The 18,499-nt window shown below is 40.2% G+C and carries 17 protein-coding genes and 1 riboswitch; of the genes, 4 read left to right on the top strand and 13 right to left on the bottom strand.

Annotated features, from left to right (window positions below):
• Positions 1–29 precede the first annotated feature (29 nt).
• From cobO to PALPR_RS03875, 4 genes are all read right to left on the bottom strand, one after another.
• Positions 30–566: a cob(I)yrinic acid a,c-diamide adenosyltransferase gene (gene cobO, locus PALPR_RS03895; RefSeq protein WP_272867151.1), complete on the bottom strand. Its 537-nt coding sequence runs from the start codon at positions 564–566 to the stop codon at positions 30–32.
• Between the two features lie 138 nt (positions 567–704).
• The gene (locus PALPR_RS15285; RefSeq protein WP_013444311.1) at positions 705–1,790 is read right to left on the bottom strand and encodes a YncE family protein; all 1,086 of its coding nucleotides are present in this window, start codon (positions 1,788–1,790) and stop codon (positions 705–707) included.
• 28 nt (positions 1,791–1,818) lie between these two features.
• A complete protein-coding gene (locus tag PALPR_RS03885; RefSeq protein ID WP_013444310.1) occupies positions 1,819–3,840 on the bottom strand; it encodes a TonB-dependent receptor plug domain-containing protein in 2,022 nt (673 codons plus the stop codon).
• 119 nt (positions 3,841–3,959) lie between these two features.
• Positions 3,960–4,232, bottom strand: a riboswitch (cobalamin riboswitch).
• Positions 4,233–4,382: 150 nt separating this feature from the next.
• Positions 4,383–5,051: a Crp/Fnr family transcriptional regulator gene (locus PALPR_RS03875; protein ID WP_013444309.1), complete on the bottom strand. Its 669-nt coding sequence runs from the start codon at positions 5,049–5,051 to the stop codon at positions 4,383–4,385.
• Between the two features lie 150 nt (positions 5,052–5,201).
• Here PALPR_RS03875 and PALPR_RS03870 point away from each other — a divergent pair, with 150 nt between their 5' ends.
• The 3 genes from PALPR_RS03870 to hcp all read left to right on the top strand — a co-directional run bounded on the left by PALPR_RS03870 (position 5,202) and on the right by hcp (position 8,305).
• Positions 5,202–5,528, top strand: a complete 327-nt coding sequence (locus tag PALPR_RS03870) for a cupin domain-containing protein (RefSeq protein WP_013444308.1) — start codon at positions 5,202–5,204, stop codon at positions 5,526–5,528.
• 111 nt (positions 5,529–5,639) lie between these two features.
• A complete protein-coding gene (locus tag PALPR_RS03865) occupies positions 5,640–6,530 on the top strand; it encodes an ATP-binding protein (protein ID WP_013444307.1) in 891 nt (296 codons plus the stop codon).
• 113 nt (positions 6,531–6,643) lie between these two features.
• Entirely contained in the window at positions 6,644–8,305 is a 1,662-nt protein-coding gene (hcp, locus tag PALPR_RS03860) for a hydroxylamine reductase (protein WP_013444306.1), read from the top strand.
• A 394-nt stretch (positions 8,306–8,699) separates the two neighbouring features.
• Here hcp and PALPR_RS03855 read toward each other — a convergent pair whose 3' ends face one another.
• Both PALPR_RS03855 and PALPR_RS03850 read right to left on the bottom strand, forming a co-directional pair.
• Positions 8,700–10,124 carry a glycoside hydrolase family 125 protein gene (locus PALPR_RS03855; RefSeq protein ID WP_013444305.1) on the bottom strand — a complete coding sequence of 475 codons (1,425 nt, stop codon included), beginning with the start codon at positions 10,122–10,124 and terminating at the stop codon, positions 8,700–8,702.
• Between the two features lie 85 nt (positions 10,125–10,209).
• On the bottom strand, positions 10,210–10,608 hold the full coding sequence (locus PALPR_RS03850) for an HU family DNA-binding protein (protein ID WP_013444304.1): 399 nt from the start codon (positions 10,606–10,608) through the stop codon (positions 10,210–10,212).
• A gap of 381 nt (positions 10,609–10,989) precedes the next feature.
• Between PALPR_RS03850 and PALPR_RS03845 the strand changes: the two genes are divergently transcribed.
• Positions 10,990–11,424, top strand: a complete 435-nt coding sequence (locus tag PALPR_RS03845; protein ID WP_013444303.1) for a peptidylprolyl isomerase — start codon at positions 10,990–10,992, stop codon at positions 11,422–11,424.
• 100 nt (positions 11,425–11,524) lie between these two features.
• Here the strand turns inward: PALPR_RS03845 and PALPR_RS03840 are convergent, their stop codons facing one another.
• The 7 genes from PALPR_RS03840 to PALPR_RS03810 form a co-directional block, all read right to left on the bottom strand.
• A complete protein-coding gene (locus PALPR_RS03840) occupies positions 11,525–11,980 on the bottom strand; it encodes a cupin domain-containing protein (protein WP_013444302.1) in 456 nt (151 codons plus the stop codon).
• 18 nt (positions 11,981–11,998) lie between these two features.
• Positions 11,999–12,685: a dihydrodipicolinate reductase C-terminal domain-containing protein gene (locus tag PALPR_RS03835; RefSeq protein ID WP_013444301.1), complete on the bottom strand. Its 687-nt coding sequence runs from the start codon at positions 12,683–12,685 to the stop codon at positions 11,999–12,001.
• 102 nt (positions 12,686–12,787) lie between these two features.
• Positions 12,788–13,627: an orotidine-5'-phosphate decarboxylase gene (gene pyrF / locus PALPR_RS03830; RefSeq protein ID WP_013444300.1), complete on the bottom strand. Its 840-nt coding sequence runs from the start codon at positions 13,625–13,627 to the stop codon at positions 12,788–12,790.
• 141 nt (positions 13,628–13,768) lie between these two features.
• Entirely contained in the window at positions 13,769–14,854 is a 1,086-nt protein-coding gene (gene prfA, locus PALPR_RS03825) for a peptide chain release factor 1 (RefSeq protein WP_013444299.1), read from the bottom strand.
• A 78-nt stretch (positions 14,855–14,932) separates the two neighbouring features.
• On the bottom strand, positions 14,933–15,598 hold the full coding sequence (locus PALPR_RS03820; protein ID WP_013444298.1) for a hypothetical protein: 666 nt from the start codon (positions 15,596–15,598) through the stop codon (positions 14,933–14,935).
• Positions 15,599–15,616: 18 nt separating this feature from the next.
• Positions 15,617–16,285 carry a hypothetical protein gene (locus PALPR_RS03815; protein ID WP_013444297.1) on the bottom strand — a complete coding sequence of 223 codons (669 nt, stop codon included), beginning with the start codon at positions 16,283–16,285 and terminating at the stop codon, positions 15,617–15,619.
• A 252-nt stretch (positions 16,286–16,537) separates the two neighbouring features.
• Positions 16,538–18,391 (bottom strand): hypothetical protein, encoded by a 1,854-nt coding sequence (locus PALPR_RS03810; protein WP_013444296.1) that lies wholly within the window; start codon positions 18,389–18,391, stop codon positions 16,538–16,540.
• Positions 18,392–18,499: the final 108 nt, after the last annotated feature.

The following is an 18,499-nucleotide window of genomic DNA, read 5'->3' as shown; positions in this document are numbered from 1 at the left end:
ACTTGTAACTATCACCTCGTAACTACATCCTATTTTTCAATACCAACACGAGCTTGTACGCCTTGTTGATAATAGTGTTTTACTTCTTTCATTTCAGTCACTAAATCCGCATAATCAATGATTTCCTGACATGCATATCGACCTGTAATTACAATTTCAGTTCGCTCATTTCTTCGGTTTAATGCCTCTATCAGGTTGGCTGCACTAAAAAGACTGTAATGAATAGCGATATTAGCTTCATCCAGAATAATCAAATCATATTTATCGGATTCGATAGCAGCAATAGCATCTTTCAGTCCTTGCTGAGCCGCCTGAATATCTTCTTCCTTAGGTTTATCAAAAATGAAGCACCCCATGCCGTACTGCTTGAGGGTGATATCGGTCAGTAACTTATCAATTGTGACTAATTCGGAATAATGTTTGCTTTTGGCAAATTGTCCGATATATACTTTCTTTCCGGCTCCCAATGCTCTAACCGCCAATCCGAGCGATGCAGTAGTTTTTCCTTTGCCGTTTCCGGTGTAAACATGTACGTATCCCTTCATATTACTCTTGTGTTTAAGCAAACTTTTTCAAAGTGCTAGACTATGGAAAAGCTGTAATTATTTATAAAAGGAATAACCGAACATAAGATATGGCAGCATCTTAGTTTCAGTTATTCCAAACCATGCATCGTTTGCTTAGAATGAATGCTTGTTTTTCTCTTATTTCGCGACTTTATCGGTTAAAGTTACCATTGGAATTGTTTTAATAGAAATTCCTGTAACTGCATTAATAACCTCAATGATGCTTGATTTATATACGGCAATATAGATTTTAGAACCATATCTGATCATATCTTGTCCGGTATCTCCTAATGCACGATTATTTTTTGCAAGAAAATAATTATCTGTGCTTGTTTTAGTTGTAAGGTCGAAGAAACTTAAGCCTGCATTGTTAGCTTCATATTTTCCTTCGTTTAATACAATGAGACTTTTGTTATCTTTAGAAAATATTGTTTTAGATGGATTTATACCAGTCGTAAATTCAAAATTATAAGTTCCATCTTCTTTGAAGCTGTACATCTTACCATTGTTTGTATAATCAGTAACTCCTAAATAGATATCTTTGGTTACCGGATTAACGTCGATACAATAAGGAGTTTTTGCTATTTCGGTAGAAATTATATTGGCACTAACTAGCTTTTCATTCTTGACATCGTATATTGCAATAGTTTTGTTTGCTGCAGCCCAATTTGCATCATATTCGAAGTTCGAAATATAAGCATTATCGCCTACTATATCAAAATTTTTGGCTTTGACATTGATATCTGTAACTTTATCTGTACCTGCTTCTATACGTTGGAATTTTCCGGGGATGTTTTTATAATCACCATTTGAAACAACGTATACGTCACCATAGCTGTCTGCTTTGATACCTGCCGGGTTAAGGTTGACTTTAATTTTCTTAGTTTCTTTAAAAGTAGAAAGATCAATAACCGAAATTGTACTATCCATTACTGCAGCCATTCCACCGGTGTTTGCAACATATAATTTGTTGCCTGCGATAACGCTGGCGTCAGGATTGGCTCCCACAGTGATTGTTTGCCCTAATGATAAGTTTGTCGTATCTAATTGTGTTACATGACCATCAAATTGTACTATATATACTTTACCGTTTGCTGCCGTTAATGATCTTGGCGAGCTGGGAGAACTAACTTTTTCAACTTCATCCTTTGAGCTACAAGAAGTAAATGTTGGAGTACAAAGAACTGCTAATAATAAAGCTGTAATAATTTTTGTTGTTTTCATAAATAATTTTGTTGTTTTGATTTATCTGTTATTTGCCTAAATTCATTGCTACTGTGATCCTGAAATTTCGGCGTGGCATGGGGTAAAATTTCACGACTTCATATTGAGTGTTGAATAAGTCAATGATTTCAGCGTTTATCCTCCATTGTTTGTAATTTTTTGATACAAATATTGAGTGTATGGTATAGCCATCCATTTTGTTTGTTTTGTCTGTTGTTTGTCCTATCCATCTTATACCCGAAAATATCATGTTGTATCCAACTTCCCATTTTTTATGTTCGTAAGATAGGGAGCCCGAGCCTGAATGTAAGGGGGTGTAAGGAATTTGTTCTCCAAAGTTATCACTCCCCTGAGTAGCATCTTTAGCATTTTGGTATGAATAGTTGCTTTTCAGTTTCAGGAGATCGGAGTTTTTTACTTTGACACTTGCTTTTAGGCTAATATCAATACCTTTAATATTTACTTTGTCTCTATTTGTCATACTCCAATGAAACATATCTCGCGGAATAGCAATGATTTTATCTGTTACCCGGTTATAATATCCGTCGGCCATGATAGCAAATTCCGACAAAAAAGGTATTTCTGTGTCCAGATAGGTGAATCCGATATTATATTGATTTGAATTTTCAGGACGCAGATTTGAATTTCCCATATCCTGATAATATAAATCGTTGAATGACGGAAGACGGTAAATATTTTTGTAAAAAGCTCTTATCCTTAGTTCTTTGTTTTCAAGTAATTTGAATGACAAATTTGCTGTTGGTGATAGCTTGTCTCTATTTGGTGAGGCATTTCCAGTTTGTACCTGTTCACGCGTAAGAGTGTAAAGCAGGTTCGCTCCCAAAGTTAGTCTTTCCGTTACATATTTGGTTGCAAGGTTAGCCATACCCGTATGGCGCGTCGGATATTGAAAGTTTTTGAAGTTGACATTTGAATTGATATCAAGAGTATTATAAAACCAATCTGTTGCTAACGATAAGAACATTGGTTCAAATAACTTATATTGAAATGAGGATGATAGATAATATTCCTTTTGCAAATAATGATCTTTGAGAATTCCATTGGTGATACTATATTTAGGATCTCTGTCAGAGTAATGATTGTCTGATATGTTGAACTTTGCGAAATATTGATGTTGAAATCTGTCCGAAATCAGGTTTTCATAGTGGATTTGTGAAAAGAATGTTCTGTCTTTTAAGCGCTGCTGAGAGTCATAGGTATTGTAAAATGTAACGCTACCGGGCAATCCACGTTCTGAGCCGAAGAAATTAGTTTTAAATGTAATACTCTCTTTTTCTTTGATCCGATACAACCAGTTCATTTCAGTGCGCAATGATTTTACATCACTATTTGTTCGGGTTAGTTTTTCCGAAAGGTTATCGGTAGAACCATAATATTGTAAGAAACTATATTGACCATTGGCCGTAAGTGCATCTGCAGATAGATTAAATGCCCATTTTTCATTAATGTTCTTTGTCAGAAATAAACTAGGATTTAGTAATCCGAATGAACCGGCTTTAATTACTACTTTTCCTGCAATTGATTGGTCTTTATTATAATCCAGCAATTTTGTTCTGAGGCTAAGAATACCGCCCGACGAAAACAAACGTGCCGATTGGAATATGTCATTAGGCTGACCGTTAGTCAATGATACTTCTGAGATATTATCGAGAGAGAAACGACCCAGATCAATTTGTCCTGATTGAATGTCACTCATCATTACGCCATCGTAGCTGACGCCTGTGTATTGAGTTCCCATACCACGAAGTGAAACAGTTTTCATTCCGCCTATGCCACCGTAATCTTTAATGGTAACGCCTGAAAAATATTTGGCAATATCTGAAACGTTATTGGCATTAAGCAATGCCATTTCTTTATTGGTAATAATTTGAATGGGCATGGAGGCTCTTGCATTTTTAATAGCCTGACCGTTTACCGTAACTTCTTTTAGATCTTGGACGTGAATAGAGTCAGCTCCCGAAACCTTTGAAAAAGCCGAAGTAGTTACTGATAAAAATATAACGAATGTAAATAAAAAGTTTTTAAACACAGTTGTAACTATTTGACGATGAATAAACCGATCAAATAGCTCCCGAAAATGACCTCACAAAGGCAAAATTATTGTTGTTTTTTGCTGATGTTTCGTCGCTTTTTCCTCGAAAGCTTCTGAAAATTGATTGTTGTCTGGCAGGTCTTCTGACTTACTCCCGTTTTGAACGCCTTCCCGATTTCAGTTATCAGTTATCAGTTATCAGTTATCAGTCTATATGGGACTGTTTACTGTTCACTGTTCACTGCTTACTGAGAATTTCAGTGGCAAAAGTGTTGTTCAAAACGTTTAAAGAGCTTACAGCAGCGGGACTGTACAGGAATTACACCTGTTTCCCTTTTAATTCAGCTCACGAGAAATCGTGAACTAAAACCAAAGCGAGAGCAAAAGTAGTACATTTTTCTGAAATGAGAAAGTGTTTTGCGGGTTTTAATGTATGTAAAAGTTCGTCGGATCTTGTAATTGAGAAGTGTATCTGGCTGAAAAATAGTCTTGTGAGCGTGTGAGTTTTTTTGAAAAAAAATTTGAAGAGGAGATATTGTTCACACCAGCAATTCGCGTAACGCTTTCGAATGGAGTATGGTATATTTTTTCTTGTTGACTTCGATGATACCTTCCTGCACCATTTCAGAAATACTTCTGGCCAACGATGGTCTGGCTACTCCGAAGAAATCGGCTAACTCAGTCTGATTACGGTTGATTTCAAACGGTTTTCCTTCACCCGGAGAGTTTTCGAGTAAAAAATGGGCAATTTTTCCTTTTATGGTTTTTATAGAAAGCAGTTGCAGACGATTGGTCAGAAATTGCGTGCGATTAGCATTATGAGTCATAAAGCTCGACATGAAATCCAAATTGGTAGTCATTAGTCGCAAGATTTCCGCTTTTGGTATCTTCATGATCTCTACTTCTTCCAGCGACGTTACATCGACCGGAAAATGGTTGTTATCAGAGAAAAGAAAAGCCGGAGCCAACGGGCGTGGAGCTTTGATTATTTCAATGCCAAGTACATTTCCATTATCGGTAATCATTTCTGTTTTTACGGAGCCTACCATAAGCATGTACAAGGCATCGCATACATCTCCTTGCCTGATAATCAATTCATTTTTAGGATGTGCTTTAATGCTGTATTTTAAGTCTTCCAGAAAAGCCTCTTCATTCTCAATTTTAATCTTACTACACACCGGGCAGGCTGATAGATCTATTTTGCTCATGTTTGATAGTTATTTATGCACAAAAATACAAACAAATTTTGTGAGTGTAACAGATGTTACACATTTATTGTTTTTCGGGCTATACTTTTGCCGCATAATTAATACAACCAATGGTTGAAACAGACAGATAACAAATAAAAACTCAAGATAATGGAAAATAAAGCATTCCCTACAGCTGAAAAATTCAGCATGACAGATAAAGTGGCTTATGCCGAAGGTTCGGTGGTAAGCAAAATCATAATAAGAAACGAACGTGGAAACGTGACTCTGTTTGCCTTTGACAAAGGCGAATTTCTGAGTGAACATACCGCACCATTCGACGCCATTGTACAGGTTCTGGATGGTAAAGGCGAGGTAGTTATTGATGGAAAAACATTCGAGCTAGCCGTGGGCGAAAGTATTATTATGCCAGCCAACGTTCGGCATGCAGTGGTAGCTGTTGAGCAGTTTAAGATGTTGCTGACCATGATAAAATAATGAACCCCAAACCCCTAAAGGGGCTTTAAGACGCAGTTTCTACATAAAGAATAAACTATTACAGAAATAAAACAATACTAACTTAATTCCCCTTTAGGGGTTAGGGGTCAAATGAAACGAACAATTATAAAAATAGACGAAGATCTTTGCAATGGATGCGAAGCTTGTGTAAGTGGTTGCCATGAAGGTGCACTTCAGATGATAGATGGTAAAGCCCGTATGGTTAGCGAATTGTTTTGCGACGGCTTGGGGGCTTGTATCGGTGATTGTCCGGTAGGAGCTATCACGCTTGAAGAACGTGAAGCCGAAGCTTATGACGAAATTGCTACCATTGAGCGCATGATTCCGAAGGGCGAGAAAACCATCATTGCTCACCTGAAACATCTGAAAGATCACGGCGAAATAGAATATTTAAAACAAGGCGTGAGCTACCTGAGAGCCAATAGTGTTCAAATTGATTTTGCACAGGTGCATAACCATAGTGGAGCTGGTTGTGCTTCGAAACCTGCATCGGCAGTGCAACACAGTCATGGTGGTGGCTGCCCGGGAAGTCGTGAGATGTCATTTGCTCCGGCTGCTCCACAGGCTTTTAAGATGGCTTCAGCTGATGTACAGTCGCCGTCTCAACTACGCCAATGGCCGGTACAACTTCATTTGCTGAACCCGGAAGCAGGATACTTTAGAGGCGCAGACGTAGTGTTGGCGGCAGATTGCGTGGCCTATAGCTTTGCCGATTTTCATAATCGCTTTCTGACGGGTAAAATACTAGCCATTGCTTGTCCCAAACTCGACTCAAATCAGGAGATGTACGTCGAGAAACTGAAAAACATGATTGTCTATTCCACAATCAATACGTTGACAGTTGTAATTATGGAAGTTCCCTGCTGTGGAGGACTGTTCCGACTGGCACAAAAAGCCGTTGCCGAATCGGGTTGCAAGATTCCTGTCAAATTGGTTGTTATAGGAACCAGAGGCGATGTGCTGAAAGAAGAGTGGGTGTGAAATAATGGTGAATGATTAATGCTAAATTATAAATGCCTTTTATTCACCATCCCGATTCTGCTCTTATCACAAAAAATTAATCATTTATCATTCACAATTAATCATTATACATTATGAACATGTTTTGCTTTCAATGCCAGGAAGCATCCAAAGGTACCGGATGCGAGATTAAGGGAGTTTGTGGAAAAACACCCGAAGTAGCTGCTTTGCAGGATTTACTGATTTATCAACTAAAAGGATTGTCTCATTATACTCAGGCTCTGCGTACGTTGAACATAGAGAACGAGGAAGCCAATCTTTTTATCACCGACAGTCTGTTTATGACTATCACCAATGCTAATTTCGATTACGAACGTTTTGTGAATCGCATTCGCGATGGGTTTAAACTCCGTGCTCAACTGAAATCTACTCTACAGGAGAATAAGGTAGAGCTCGAAAAAACCGACTTGCTTACCTGGACGGCTGTTACGTCTGCCGAAATGGAGCTTATAGCCAAAGAAGTAGGAGTGTTGGCTACCGAAAATGAAGATGTTCGCTCACTTCGCGAACTGGTTATCTATGGTTTGAAAGGGATGGCGGCTTATGTTGAGCATGCTAACAACCTGGGGTACAATGATGCCGAAGTACATCCGTTTATTCAGCGTGCGCTTGTGGCTACTACCAACGATGCTTTCTTGGCTGATGAGCTAACTGCTTTGGTACTCGAAACGGGTAAATATGGCGTGAGCGTCATGGCGTTGCTTGATAAAGCCAATACCACTTCGTTTGGTAATCCGGAAATCACGAAGGTAAACCTTGGGGTTCGTAACAATCCGGGTATTCTTATCAGTGGTCACGACCTGAAAGATATGGAAGAGTTGTTGAAACAAACCGAAGGAACGGGTGTTGACGTATACACTCACAGCGAAATGCTTCCGGCTAATTATTATCCGGCATTCAAAAAGTATAGCCACTTTGTAGGTAACTACGGCGGTGCATGGTGGAGTCAGGTAACTGATTTTGAAACTTTCAACGGTGTGATTCTCTTTACCACCAACTGCATTGTTCCACCAAGAAGCACAGCTACCTATACCGACAGGGTGTATACTACAGGTTCGTCAGGCTTTCCCGGCTTCAAGCATATTGAAGAAGGACAAAATGGTCAACCTAAAGACTTTTCAGCACTGATTGCCCATGCTAAAGAGTGTGGAGCTCCGACAGAAATAGAAACAGGCGAAATAGTTGGTGGATTTGCTCATGCGCAGGTATTTGCCCTGGCCGATAAAGTGGTTGATGCCGTAAAATCGGGAGCGATTCGTAAATTCTTTGTTATGGCAGGTTGTGATGGTCGGATGAAAGGTCGTAGTTATTATACCGAATTTGCCGAACAATTGCCGAAAGACACCGTGATTCTAACCGCAGGTTGTGCTAAGTATCGTTACAACAAATTGCCGTTGGGTGATATAGGTGGCATTCCACGGGTACTCGATGCCGGACAGTGCAACGATAGTTACTCGTTGGTAATGATTGCTTTGAAGCTCAAAGAAGTTTTTGAACTTAATGATATCAACGAGCTGCCAATAGCTTATAATATTGCCTGGTACGAGCAAAAGGCAGTAATTGTATTACTCGCTTTACTTTATCTGGGAGTGAAGAACATTCACCTCGGTCCAACATTACCGGCTTTCCTGTCGCCTAATGTAGCTAAAGTACTTGTTGAAAACTTTGGAATCGCACCGATCGGAAGCGTGGACGAAGACATGAAGTTGTTCTTGCCCGAAGTAGAAGTGGCATAATCTTTTTTCTCATTATACGCAATAAACCCTTCAGAATAAATCATTCTGAAGGGTTTATTTTATTATTAGATATTATATAAGTCCCTACTATAAGAGTCAATTGAAAGACTATTTATTGCCACGGAGTGGCTAAATGTAAATAGCCCCCGGTAAGTGAAGCGCAACCGGGGGATGAAAAGCGAGATATAACTTCAGCCCCGAAGTGGGCTGAATATCACAATAAAATAATGTTATTGAACCCTTTCAGGGTTCTGTCGTAGTTGTATGTTTTAGCCACGGGTTGCACCCGTGGTTATTTACATTGATTCCCTTCGGGAATCTAAGATTATGTTTTATTTGAAGTGAACCATTGAATTTGCGAATTCAATTTAGTGAGAATATAACTTATTAAAAATCAATATTCTCTCTTTAAAATCTCAGGATGTTCTTTCTCTGTTTTGATAAGCAATTCGCCAAACAAAGTATTGGCCCAGGCAAACCACGAGCGGGTAAAATTGGCGGGATCGTTTTTGTGGAATGTCTCGTGCATGAAACCGGTACCGGCATGAGTCTGCTTCAGCGTTTTAAGGCAGGCAGCTATTTCTTCAGGATTGTTTGAAGTTAGCGCTTTCATAATGATAGACATAGGCCAGATCATATCCACCCCGACGTGTGGTCCACCTATGCCTTCTCCTGCTTTGCCTTTATAGAAATAAGGGTTATCGTTGCTCCATACAAACTTACGGGTGTTTTTGTAAACAGGATCATTGATGGACGTATAACCCAGATAAGGCAGCGATAGTAAAGAAGGCACATTGGCATCGTCCATCATCAGGTAGTTGCCGTAACCATCCACTTCGAAAGCATATATTTTTCCGTATTTCGGGTGATTTACAATGGCGTATTTCTTTATAGCTGCATCTACTTCGGCAGCCAGAGCAGTGCATTCATTGGCAAAAGCTTTATCTTGTTTGATGCTTTTCACCATTTCCGATAGCTGGCGGAGCGATACTACGGCGAAACAGTTGGACGGAACCAAGTAGCCGTAGATGGTAGCATCGTCGGACGGACGAAAGGCGGAGCAAATCATTCCCGTAGGGCGAACGGGATTGCCGAATCCGTTGCCAAACTGCGTATCAATAGCCCTTTCAGTCCGACGCATAAAGCTGTATGGACCCTGATTGGTTTTGCGTTGCTGTTCTTTAAACGTTTTTACAATCAGCTTCATAGCATCCAGCCAGCGGCTGTCAAAGCTGGAAGTATCACCGGTCAGTTTCCAGTAACGGTACCCCAACCGGATAACATAACACAGACCGTCTACTTCCCATTTGCGCTCATGCAGTTCGGGGCGCATTTGGGTATTATCGCTCATCCACATGCCGCCTTCTTTGTTCATATTAAACGCATTGGCATAGGGGTCAATCAATACTGATTCAGCCTGACGATTAATCACTCCGGCAATAAGTTGTTGCAGTGAAGGATCTTCTTTCATGTAAGGCATATAAGGCCAAACCTGTGCCGAACAGTCGCGGAGCCACATGGCATAAATATCGCCGGTGATAACAAAGGTATTCGGCTTACCGTTTTTTTGCGTAAAAGTCACTGTGCGGTCGAGTGTATTGGGAAAGCAATTGCCAAACATCCACGCCAGCTCCGGATCTTTAATGACCGATTGTATCTGTGTAATTTTCCGTTCGATAGCCGGACTCACAAAATTACGCTTGTCGGCATCCACTCTTACTTTCGGGAAATTCTGAGCTGTGACTAATGAAGCGAAAGGGGATATCACGGTTAATGCGAACAATATGCTTACGAGCAGGCGGTTTATTCTGTGGTTCATGATAGTATAAATTTAGTAATGGAAGTGGCTCAATTTTTCAGACAAATATATAAGATTTTCCCAAAACAACTTGATCTGCTTACAATTATTTGAGGTTTTTATACTTTACAAAGGTGGCTGCTTTCATTTTTTGAAGCAAGATAGGCGAATGTTTAAATGAAATTTTCTTGACGAAAATGGATTCAGCCCTGAGTTCGTCGGGAGTTTCCACATCCCGGCTTTCTGCTTTCAACGAAAATGTTCCAAAGCCTTCCAGGCAAACATTGTTGCTGTCCAGCAATTCGTCTTGTATAGCTTCTAAGGCAACCTTTATAGCCATTTCTATTTCAAAGTTGCTCAAATTGCAGCGTCGTGCCGCTTTTTCGGCAAGTCCCTTTATATCCACTGTTTGCTTACGCACTACAACAGGATAGTAGCCTTTTTTCTTTAATTCTTTGGGGTTCATATTATCATTTTTCCCCATCATTTTGTATTGTATGCTCATTACTGATAACGAATTATGTAATTGGACAATATGTTTTATGAAAGCGGTAAGGTAGTATTAGCAAAACGATCAGTATAATTTATAATTGAGCTGTACAGTTCAACTAAATGAACTGTACAGCATAAACATTTATACTGTACAGTATAAATGTTTATGCTGTAGTTTACAAATATAATAGATAATCTTGGTTTGATTAATATATATGGAAGAAATATTTAGTTGGTACGGGGTGTTTTATTAGATCCTGCTGATTGTTTAATGCTCTGTTTGTGTGGATGTAACTCTTTAAATAAAACGAATAAGATCCCCGATGTTTGGAAATGCCGAAAAACATCACGAACTTTGCACCCCCAACTAAAAAACAATTATAAATAGATAAAAATGAAAACAGCGAAAATTATTACTGAAAAAGGTGACATGCATGTTGAGTTTTATGAGCAGGATGCTCCCGGAACAGTGGCAAACTTTATTAAACTGGTTACCAGTGGATTCTACGATGGATTGACTTTCCACCGTGTGATACCTGATTTTGTTATTCAGGGTGGCTGCCCTAAAGGAACCGGTGCAGGTGGTCCCGGCTACACTATTCCATGTGAACTGGATGGTGGAAATCAATACCACGACAGAGGTGTATTATCGATGGCACATGCCGGACGCAATACAGGTGGTTCTCAGTTTTTTATCTGCCATTCGCGCAATAACACCTCTCACTTGGATCGTAATCATACATGTTTCGGCAAGGTGGTTGAAGGTTTGGAAGTGATCGATGCTATTCGTCAGGGTGATAAGATTTTGAAAATAGAAGTGTCGGAATAATCGATTTGACAGTCTTCGTCAGCACTAAAAAAGGTCGGAAAGAATTGCTCTTTCAGACCTTTTTCGCGTTATAATCATTTGTTCAGAGTCGTGCGTCTGATTATCTCCATTTTGGTTCAACCGGAACTCTTTCACCATCGGCGGTAGTATGCTCTTCCAGCGAGTTTTCTTTCGATTGGATTACCATGTAAATCATACTTTCGTCAGATTCATTACGGATGCCTCGTTTGCCTTGCGGCGAAACTCTGATAACACTTCCTTCTTTAATCGAAAAACAATCATCGTCTACCTGAAAGAAACCATAACCTTTTAGAATGATGTAGGTTTCCTCGTTCTTGCGGTGAATATGAAAATAAGGCTGCTCAGAGCGGGGTGGGAGAGCGTTAAATGAAATTTCGGTTCCTGTAGCTTTAGTAGCGTCTTTTAAAAACACTTTACCTTCGATTACTTGCTTATTAACGGGATGAATCAAAGCATAATTCTTCAAATCGTTCAAATCGCCTAATTCAACCGCAGTGTAGTAAGCATTTTCTGATAGTTTTTCAAGTTTCTTCATAACCAAATAGTTTATTGTTTATAACAGTTGTTTGTCAATCAATTCTAAAACGGAGTATTTCCGGTTTTCCAACGGCTGTTTTGATACGGCCTCGATAATCGCCTTAACTCCCTTGGCATAGGAGTCGTGACCCAGCACTCTGGTTTCAATCACAACCTCGTCGTTCCCGTCTTTTATTTCTATTCTGTGGTAAGCATGCTTGTCCAGATACGCCGGAGGAATTCCAATTTTATGCTCTTGAATGTTCGTATCTCTTGTCGAAACAACCTTATCCCGCGACAATTTCAATGAGTCGGCAAAGCTATAGGCTGTACCGGGTTCGGTCTTTTTTGCAGCCTGATGGGATTCGGTGATAGAAATGTCAAAGCCTTCAAAATGATGGCCGTTAGCTTTGAGTACGCTCATCATTTTTAATACCAGCAAAGATGTATTCGGGCACAGGATTAAAGGAAAATCGGGTTGCATAATCTCCGTTTCCAATCCGGTAGATAGCTCTATCAGCGTGGATTTAGTTCTGCTGCAAAACTCGAAACATTCATTCAGTTGACGACCTGAACCGGCATGTATCAGTAGAACTTTTTCGGGCAGAGAAAGGTATTCCGAGTCCCATTTAAGAACTTCTCCGGATGGATAGGTTGTGCTGAGTGACAGTACTGCGCTAGCCAGTTTACCGGAACCAACCACAAATATCTTTCTTTTTTCCATGCTCAGGTCTTGTCTCTCAGTTTTTTGATTTTATTGATGTCCGGGTTTCATTTCTGAAACTTGCATCTATTATGTGACTACGATTCTCGCTGTGGATTTCCGTTATTGAATCAGTTCGGCAGCAAAGAGAATTTGTTCCATTTCCAGTTGTACTTTCTCTGCTTCCAGTCGGGCAGCTTTGGCATAATCGGCATCCTGGGAAGCATAGATAATCTGACGCGATGAGTTGACCAACAAACCGCATGTGCTGTTTAACCCGTATTTAGCCACTTCTGCCAGACTTCCACCTTGCGCTCCTACGCCGGGAACCAATAAGAAATGTTCCGGTATGATAGCACGTATATCAGTCAACATTTCAGCTTTGGTAGCACCTACCACGTACATCATGTTTTCGTCGGTACCCCAGTTAAGCGATGTTTTGAGCACTTTTTCGAACAATCGTTCCCCTGTTTCGGCATCTTTCATAAATTGGAAGTCGAAAGCACCTTTGTTTGAAGTTAGCGCAAGCAGAGTCACCCATTTATCTTCGTAAGTCAGGAACGGTGTTACCGAATCTTCGCCCATATAAGGTGCTACGGTTACCGAGTCGAAATCCATATTACCAAAGAAAGTACGTGCATACATAGCCGATGTATTGCCGATATCACCGCGTTTAGCATCGGCAATAATAAACTGATCGGGGTAGTAGGTACGAATATATTCTACGGTTCGCTCCAGTATTTCCCAGCCTTCCAGCCCAAGACTCTCGTAAAAAGCCAGATTCGGTTTGTAGGCCACGCAAAGATCGGCAGTAGCGTCGATAATGGCTTTGTTGAATGCAAAAATCGGATCGTCCGATTCGTCAAACAAATGCTCGGGTATTTTATTTACGTCAGTGTCCAATCCCACGCAAAGAAATGATTTCTTGCGTTGTATGTTTTCAAATAATTCTTGTTTAGTCATAATAATTTGTCTAAAGTCTATGGTCTATTGACAATAGTTTTTGATTTATGTTTTTGTTCAAATAATATCGCGACCGCAGGGAGCTAATATCAATTAATAACGCCGAAGTCTAATAACGCGACCGCAGGGAGCAAATATCGTTTATAATTCGCTTTCTTTCAATCGTTCCGCGTTTTCTGCTACGATTAGCTGATCGATAACTCCTTGTATATCCCCACCCATAAAGGCCGAAAGGTTGTATATGGTGAAATTGATACGGTGATCGGTGATACGCCCTTGCGGATAGTTATACGTACGAATTTTAGCAGAACGGTCGCCTGTCGAAACCATGGTTTTGCGCTTTGATCCAATCTCGTCAAGGTACTTTTGATGTTCGATGGCATATAAACGAGAACGTAACTCATTCATAGCTTTTGCTTTATTCTTATGTTGCGATTTTTCGTCCTGACATTGTACAGTGGTTCCTGTAGGGATGTGTACCAATCGGATAGCCGAGTAGGTGGTGTTTACCGATTGTCCTCCTGCACCCGACGAACAGAATGTATCCACACGAACATCCGACTCCTTCAGTTCATAATCAAATTCTTCCATTTCGGGTAGAACAGCCACAGTAGCTGCCGATGTGTGAACACGTCCCTGCGTTTCGGTTTGTGGTACGCGTTGTACGCGGTGCACACCCGATTCGTATTTCAATGTGCCATACACGTTTTCGCCCGTAACGGTAAAGATAATTTCCTTGTATCCACCTGCTGTACCTTCGCTGATGTTGGTTATTTCCAATCGCCAGCCTTTTGTTTCGCAGTATTTGGTGTACATTTTAAATAAGTCTCCGGCAAAGATAGCCGCTTCATCACCACCGGTTCCCCCTCTGATTTCGACAATTGCATTCTTGTTATCCTCCGGATCGGCAGGAATCAATAGCAGTTTTATGTTTTCCTCCATTTCAGGAATTATAGGCTCTATACTATCAACTTCTGCTTTGGCCATTTCGCGCATTTCAGGGTCAGATTCGGTGTCGAGCAATTCCTTTGCTTCGGCTAAATGAGCCAATGCCATTTCGTATTCATTCTTGGCATTAAGAATCATTTCAAGATCGTGATATTCTTTGTTCAGTTTTACAAAGCGCTTTTGATCGGTTATTACTGACGGGTCGGTGATTAAGGTCGAAATCTCTTCGAACTTGTGTTGTAATCCTTCTAATTTCTCTAATAATGTCTTTTCGGCCATATTGTATGTTCAATCGTATATTTTTTATTACTGTGTAATTGTTTAAAATGTCACTAATAACTGATAACTGCTCACTGTTCACTGTCTCAATGCTTTTTCTCTTTTCTCAGACTCTTCTTTCAGGTTCTTTATCAACTGTTTTATGCGCCACTCCATTATTTTCTTGTAGCGGTTTTGGGTTATAAATATATTGAAAAACCAACCAAACTTAACATGAGTTTCCAATGTGTAATAGCCCGATTTATTCTTATACGGAACGTATGAAAAAATACCATTCAGGTTTTTCAGCAAAGCATTGGGCGAAGCTAAATCCAGATGTACATCCTTTCGTCCGTTGGAATGCGTTCTTTCACTGAGTTTGGTGTATACAAAGATATTCGGAATCTTGGTTATGCCCGTCACCTTTACATCGCCTCCGCCTTTCAGTATATTTGTTTTCGGATTAAAAACCGTTGTTTTGAAATCGAATACCAGCAGTTCGTCCTTTTCGTTGTCCAAGTGCATTCCTTTTAAGCCCCATTTATACAGCTCATCCAGGTCGTAGCACATTTGATTGACAAACTTATTAATCACCACATTGGAAATGCTGTCCGAAGCATAAACCCGAATCTGACTGTACGTAATAAACACTCCATCCTTGTATACTGTCGAGATGGAATCATTCGGCGAAGCCTTTGCAGGCGTAAATAATGAAAGTAAGAACAAAAGAAAAACATTGCGTTTTCTCTGGAAGTAACTCAGCATGTTTAAGTTATTATTTCATTAGTTATTCTTGCCGGAGGCTGCATTCATTGATTTTTGTCTTTTCTCGCATTCCGCTTTCAGATTCTCGCTGAATTTCTTTATTCGCCACTCAACAATACTTTTGTAACGTTTTTTAGTGATGAAAATATTGAAAAACCACCCGAACTTAATGCTCACATCGGCGATAAGAAGCTGTTCGTTATTTTTCTGCGGGATGATTGTTGCGCTTCCCTGCGCATGTTTCAGTAGCAAGCTCGAATAGATAATTTCAGCAGTAGCTTTAGTCTCGCCGTTTCTCAGTTGCCTTTTTGAAACAATTGCATCAACTTTTACGTCTTTAAAAGTTTTGATATGCGGAACGATAATATCGAAATTCCCATGCGTTATCCCCGTTTTTTTATCAAAGACAGAAGGCTTTATAACAAAAATAAGTTCATTATCAGTTTTTTCCTGCAATCCTAAATCCTTTAAAGCCCATTTGGAAAGATTTTCAGGAGAATTATGAAACTCATTGACCAGATCATTGACCACAGATGCCGCTATGTCGGATGTGGTTCTGATTAATAGCTGGTAGCGCGACACAAACTCCCCATCTTTATACACTGTTACCATCGAATCGGCAGAGTAAGCATAAACCGGCGTTATAAACAGTAAAATCAGAATTATGTAGCTACAAGTTTTTTTCATTTGCGAGCATAAACTATGCTAAATATCAATTTGCTTTTGCCTGTTTCTACCTCTCTTTTGACAAAACACTGCAAAATTACCACTTATTTAGCTTATTTGAAAATTATGTTGATAAATAGGTCAAATAATAACCATTATTCTTTGACAGAAAGTAAATCCCCCAAAAATATGAAGACAAGAGAAACGATTGTTTATTCATTTCTCTTGTCTTAGAATGTGGGCGGAACACTCAGGTAGTCCCGTCATCTTTACCTACCGGATATTGCTTATAGAGTTTTTAGCAGTATCGTGTTTAGTTTTCAGTACATTACCTTTCAGGTTGAATCCGATTCTGACTTGAGTTTTCAGCGTGTCTTTTAATCCGGATGTAGCTTTTTCCACCACTTTGAAGCTTATTTCATAATCGCCATCCGGTAGTTGAACCAATCCGTCGCAGTCATTGTCCGGCAGTTCGGCTACAGTTTTTGTGTTCGTAGGAGCGGCTGCTCTGCCTGTGGCGGCATAGGATGCTGAAGCAGCTCCACCGCCCGAACCGGCAAGGGTTGAGACTGACGATACGGCTGCTGAAACTATTGACCCTCCGGGTATATTTGCTCCCAATAAAGCACTGGGGTTACTTTCAATAAGCGTTTGTCTGGCTTTTAGTTTATCTTTAAGCGCGGTAGCTTCGTTTTCATTCAGCTCGGTTAATGTTTGTTTTCGGGTATTTACTAGTATAGTTGAATTATCAGGCATGAATACCACACAGCCTTCATCAGTCAGACTGATGTGTATAGAACCTGATACCGGTACCCGCTCTCCAAAAGTTGCACCCTGAGTTTGTTTGGCTACGGTTACATTCATCGAAATGCGATTTGGCATGCTACCGTTAGTTGTATTCAGTTTGGCACTGATAACAGCTCCTCCGGGAAGCGCTCCACCAACCAGTGATGCACCCTGACCCAATGCACTTCCGGCAGCATGAAGTCCCTGATTTACTTTTTCGCCAAAAGTAGCTCCTTGCGTTTGTTTCTTTTCTGCATTGGAAGCTTCTTGTTGCTTGTTGAAATAAACGGCATCATCCGGGCAGGCGAAGGTAATTTCGTCTACAGTGCCTTCAGGCCTGATAGTTTTTTGTGTAACCGGTCCGCACGATGGATTATTTGCGTTAAGTCCATTGTATATTGGATTCTGTCCACTTTGAGATTGTCCGTTGTATAACGGGTTATTACCTGATCTTTGTGATGGAGTCTGGCTGTTTCCGTTGTTTTGATTATTCAAGGCCAAACCATCGCAGTCATCGTCCTGACCCATATAGGGTTTTCCTTTTTTCTTTTTGTTTAAAGATACGGATACACCTGCATATACTCCAAAAGCTCCATAATTGTTTTTTCGGATAGTTTCTTTGACCGTGCCGGTAAGCAATTGTTCCGACTTGTAAATTCCATCTGCACCGGCTCTTCCCGCAGGGATCAGCTGAAGTGTACGGCTCACCATCCCGGGTCCAGCTATGTAGTCGCCTTCTACCCATAGCCCTATGATGCCGGGCGTATAACTTACTCTAAACTTCGGACTAAGCATAAATCCACTGTTGGTTGTTTCGGGTCGGTTCAGTATTCTAATGTAGGTAGGATAGGTGCCGTTAGGTATGCTTTGCTCCACGGTATACGCTTTCTGAACTGTTTTCAGATAACCCAATCCTACAATGGGTGCAAACTCGAAGTCACCCAACAGAAAACTAAGTTGAGGCGCAATTTCCAGGTTATAGCCTGTTTTTTTGCTGGTGTCGTCATGCCTTACAAATAGTTTGGAAGATGGACTCTCGGCAATATTGAAGGCGGTGAAATCGCTGGAAGTTGCTTTTTGCTCCGAAATGAGGCCTCCACTGATGTTCACTCCTAAAACCATGTTCATATTCCGACCAGCAATGCGTGTACCCCATTCTTTAGTAGCCAGTGGAAAGAATACAGAAGCCTTAAGTATATTCTGTGGTTTGAAACTGAGTGAGTCGGCCGATTGGCTTACTGGAGTAATTATACCTTTGCTCAGCGATAGCTTTATTTCCTGAGCAGAAATAGAAAGACCGGTTGCGATTAGTGCTGCAATAATCAGTTGTGATTTTCTCATACAATAGTAGTTTTGATTTTTCCTAAAATTGTAATGATAACAAAAACTTGTGTTTAAATGTTTTTGACTGTTATCGTAGCTTATCATTAATTAAAGTGCTAATACCAG

It is taken from the genome of Paludibacter propionicigenes WB4 (genome assembly GCF_000183135.1).
Lineage (GTDB): Bacteria > Bacteroidota > Bacteroidia > Bacteroidales > Paludibacteraceae > Paludibacter > Paludibacter propionicigenes.
Note: the sequence above shows the minus strand (reverse complement) of the source record. Positions and strands in the feature narration are given on the sequence as shown.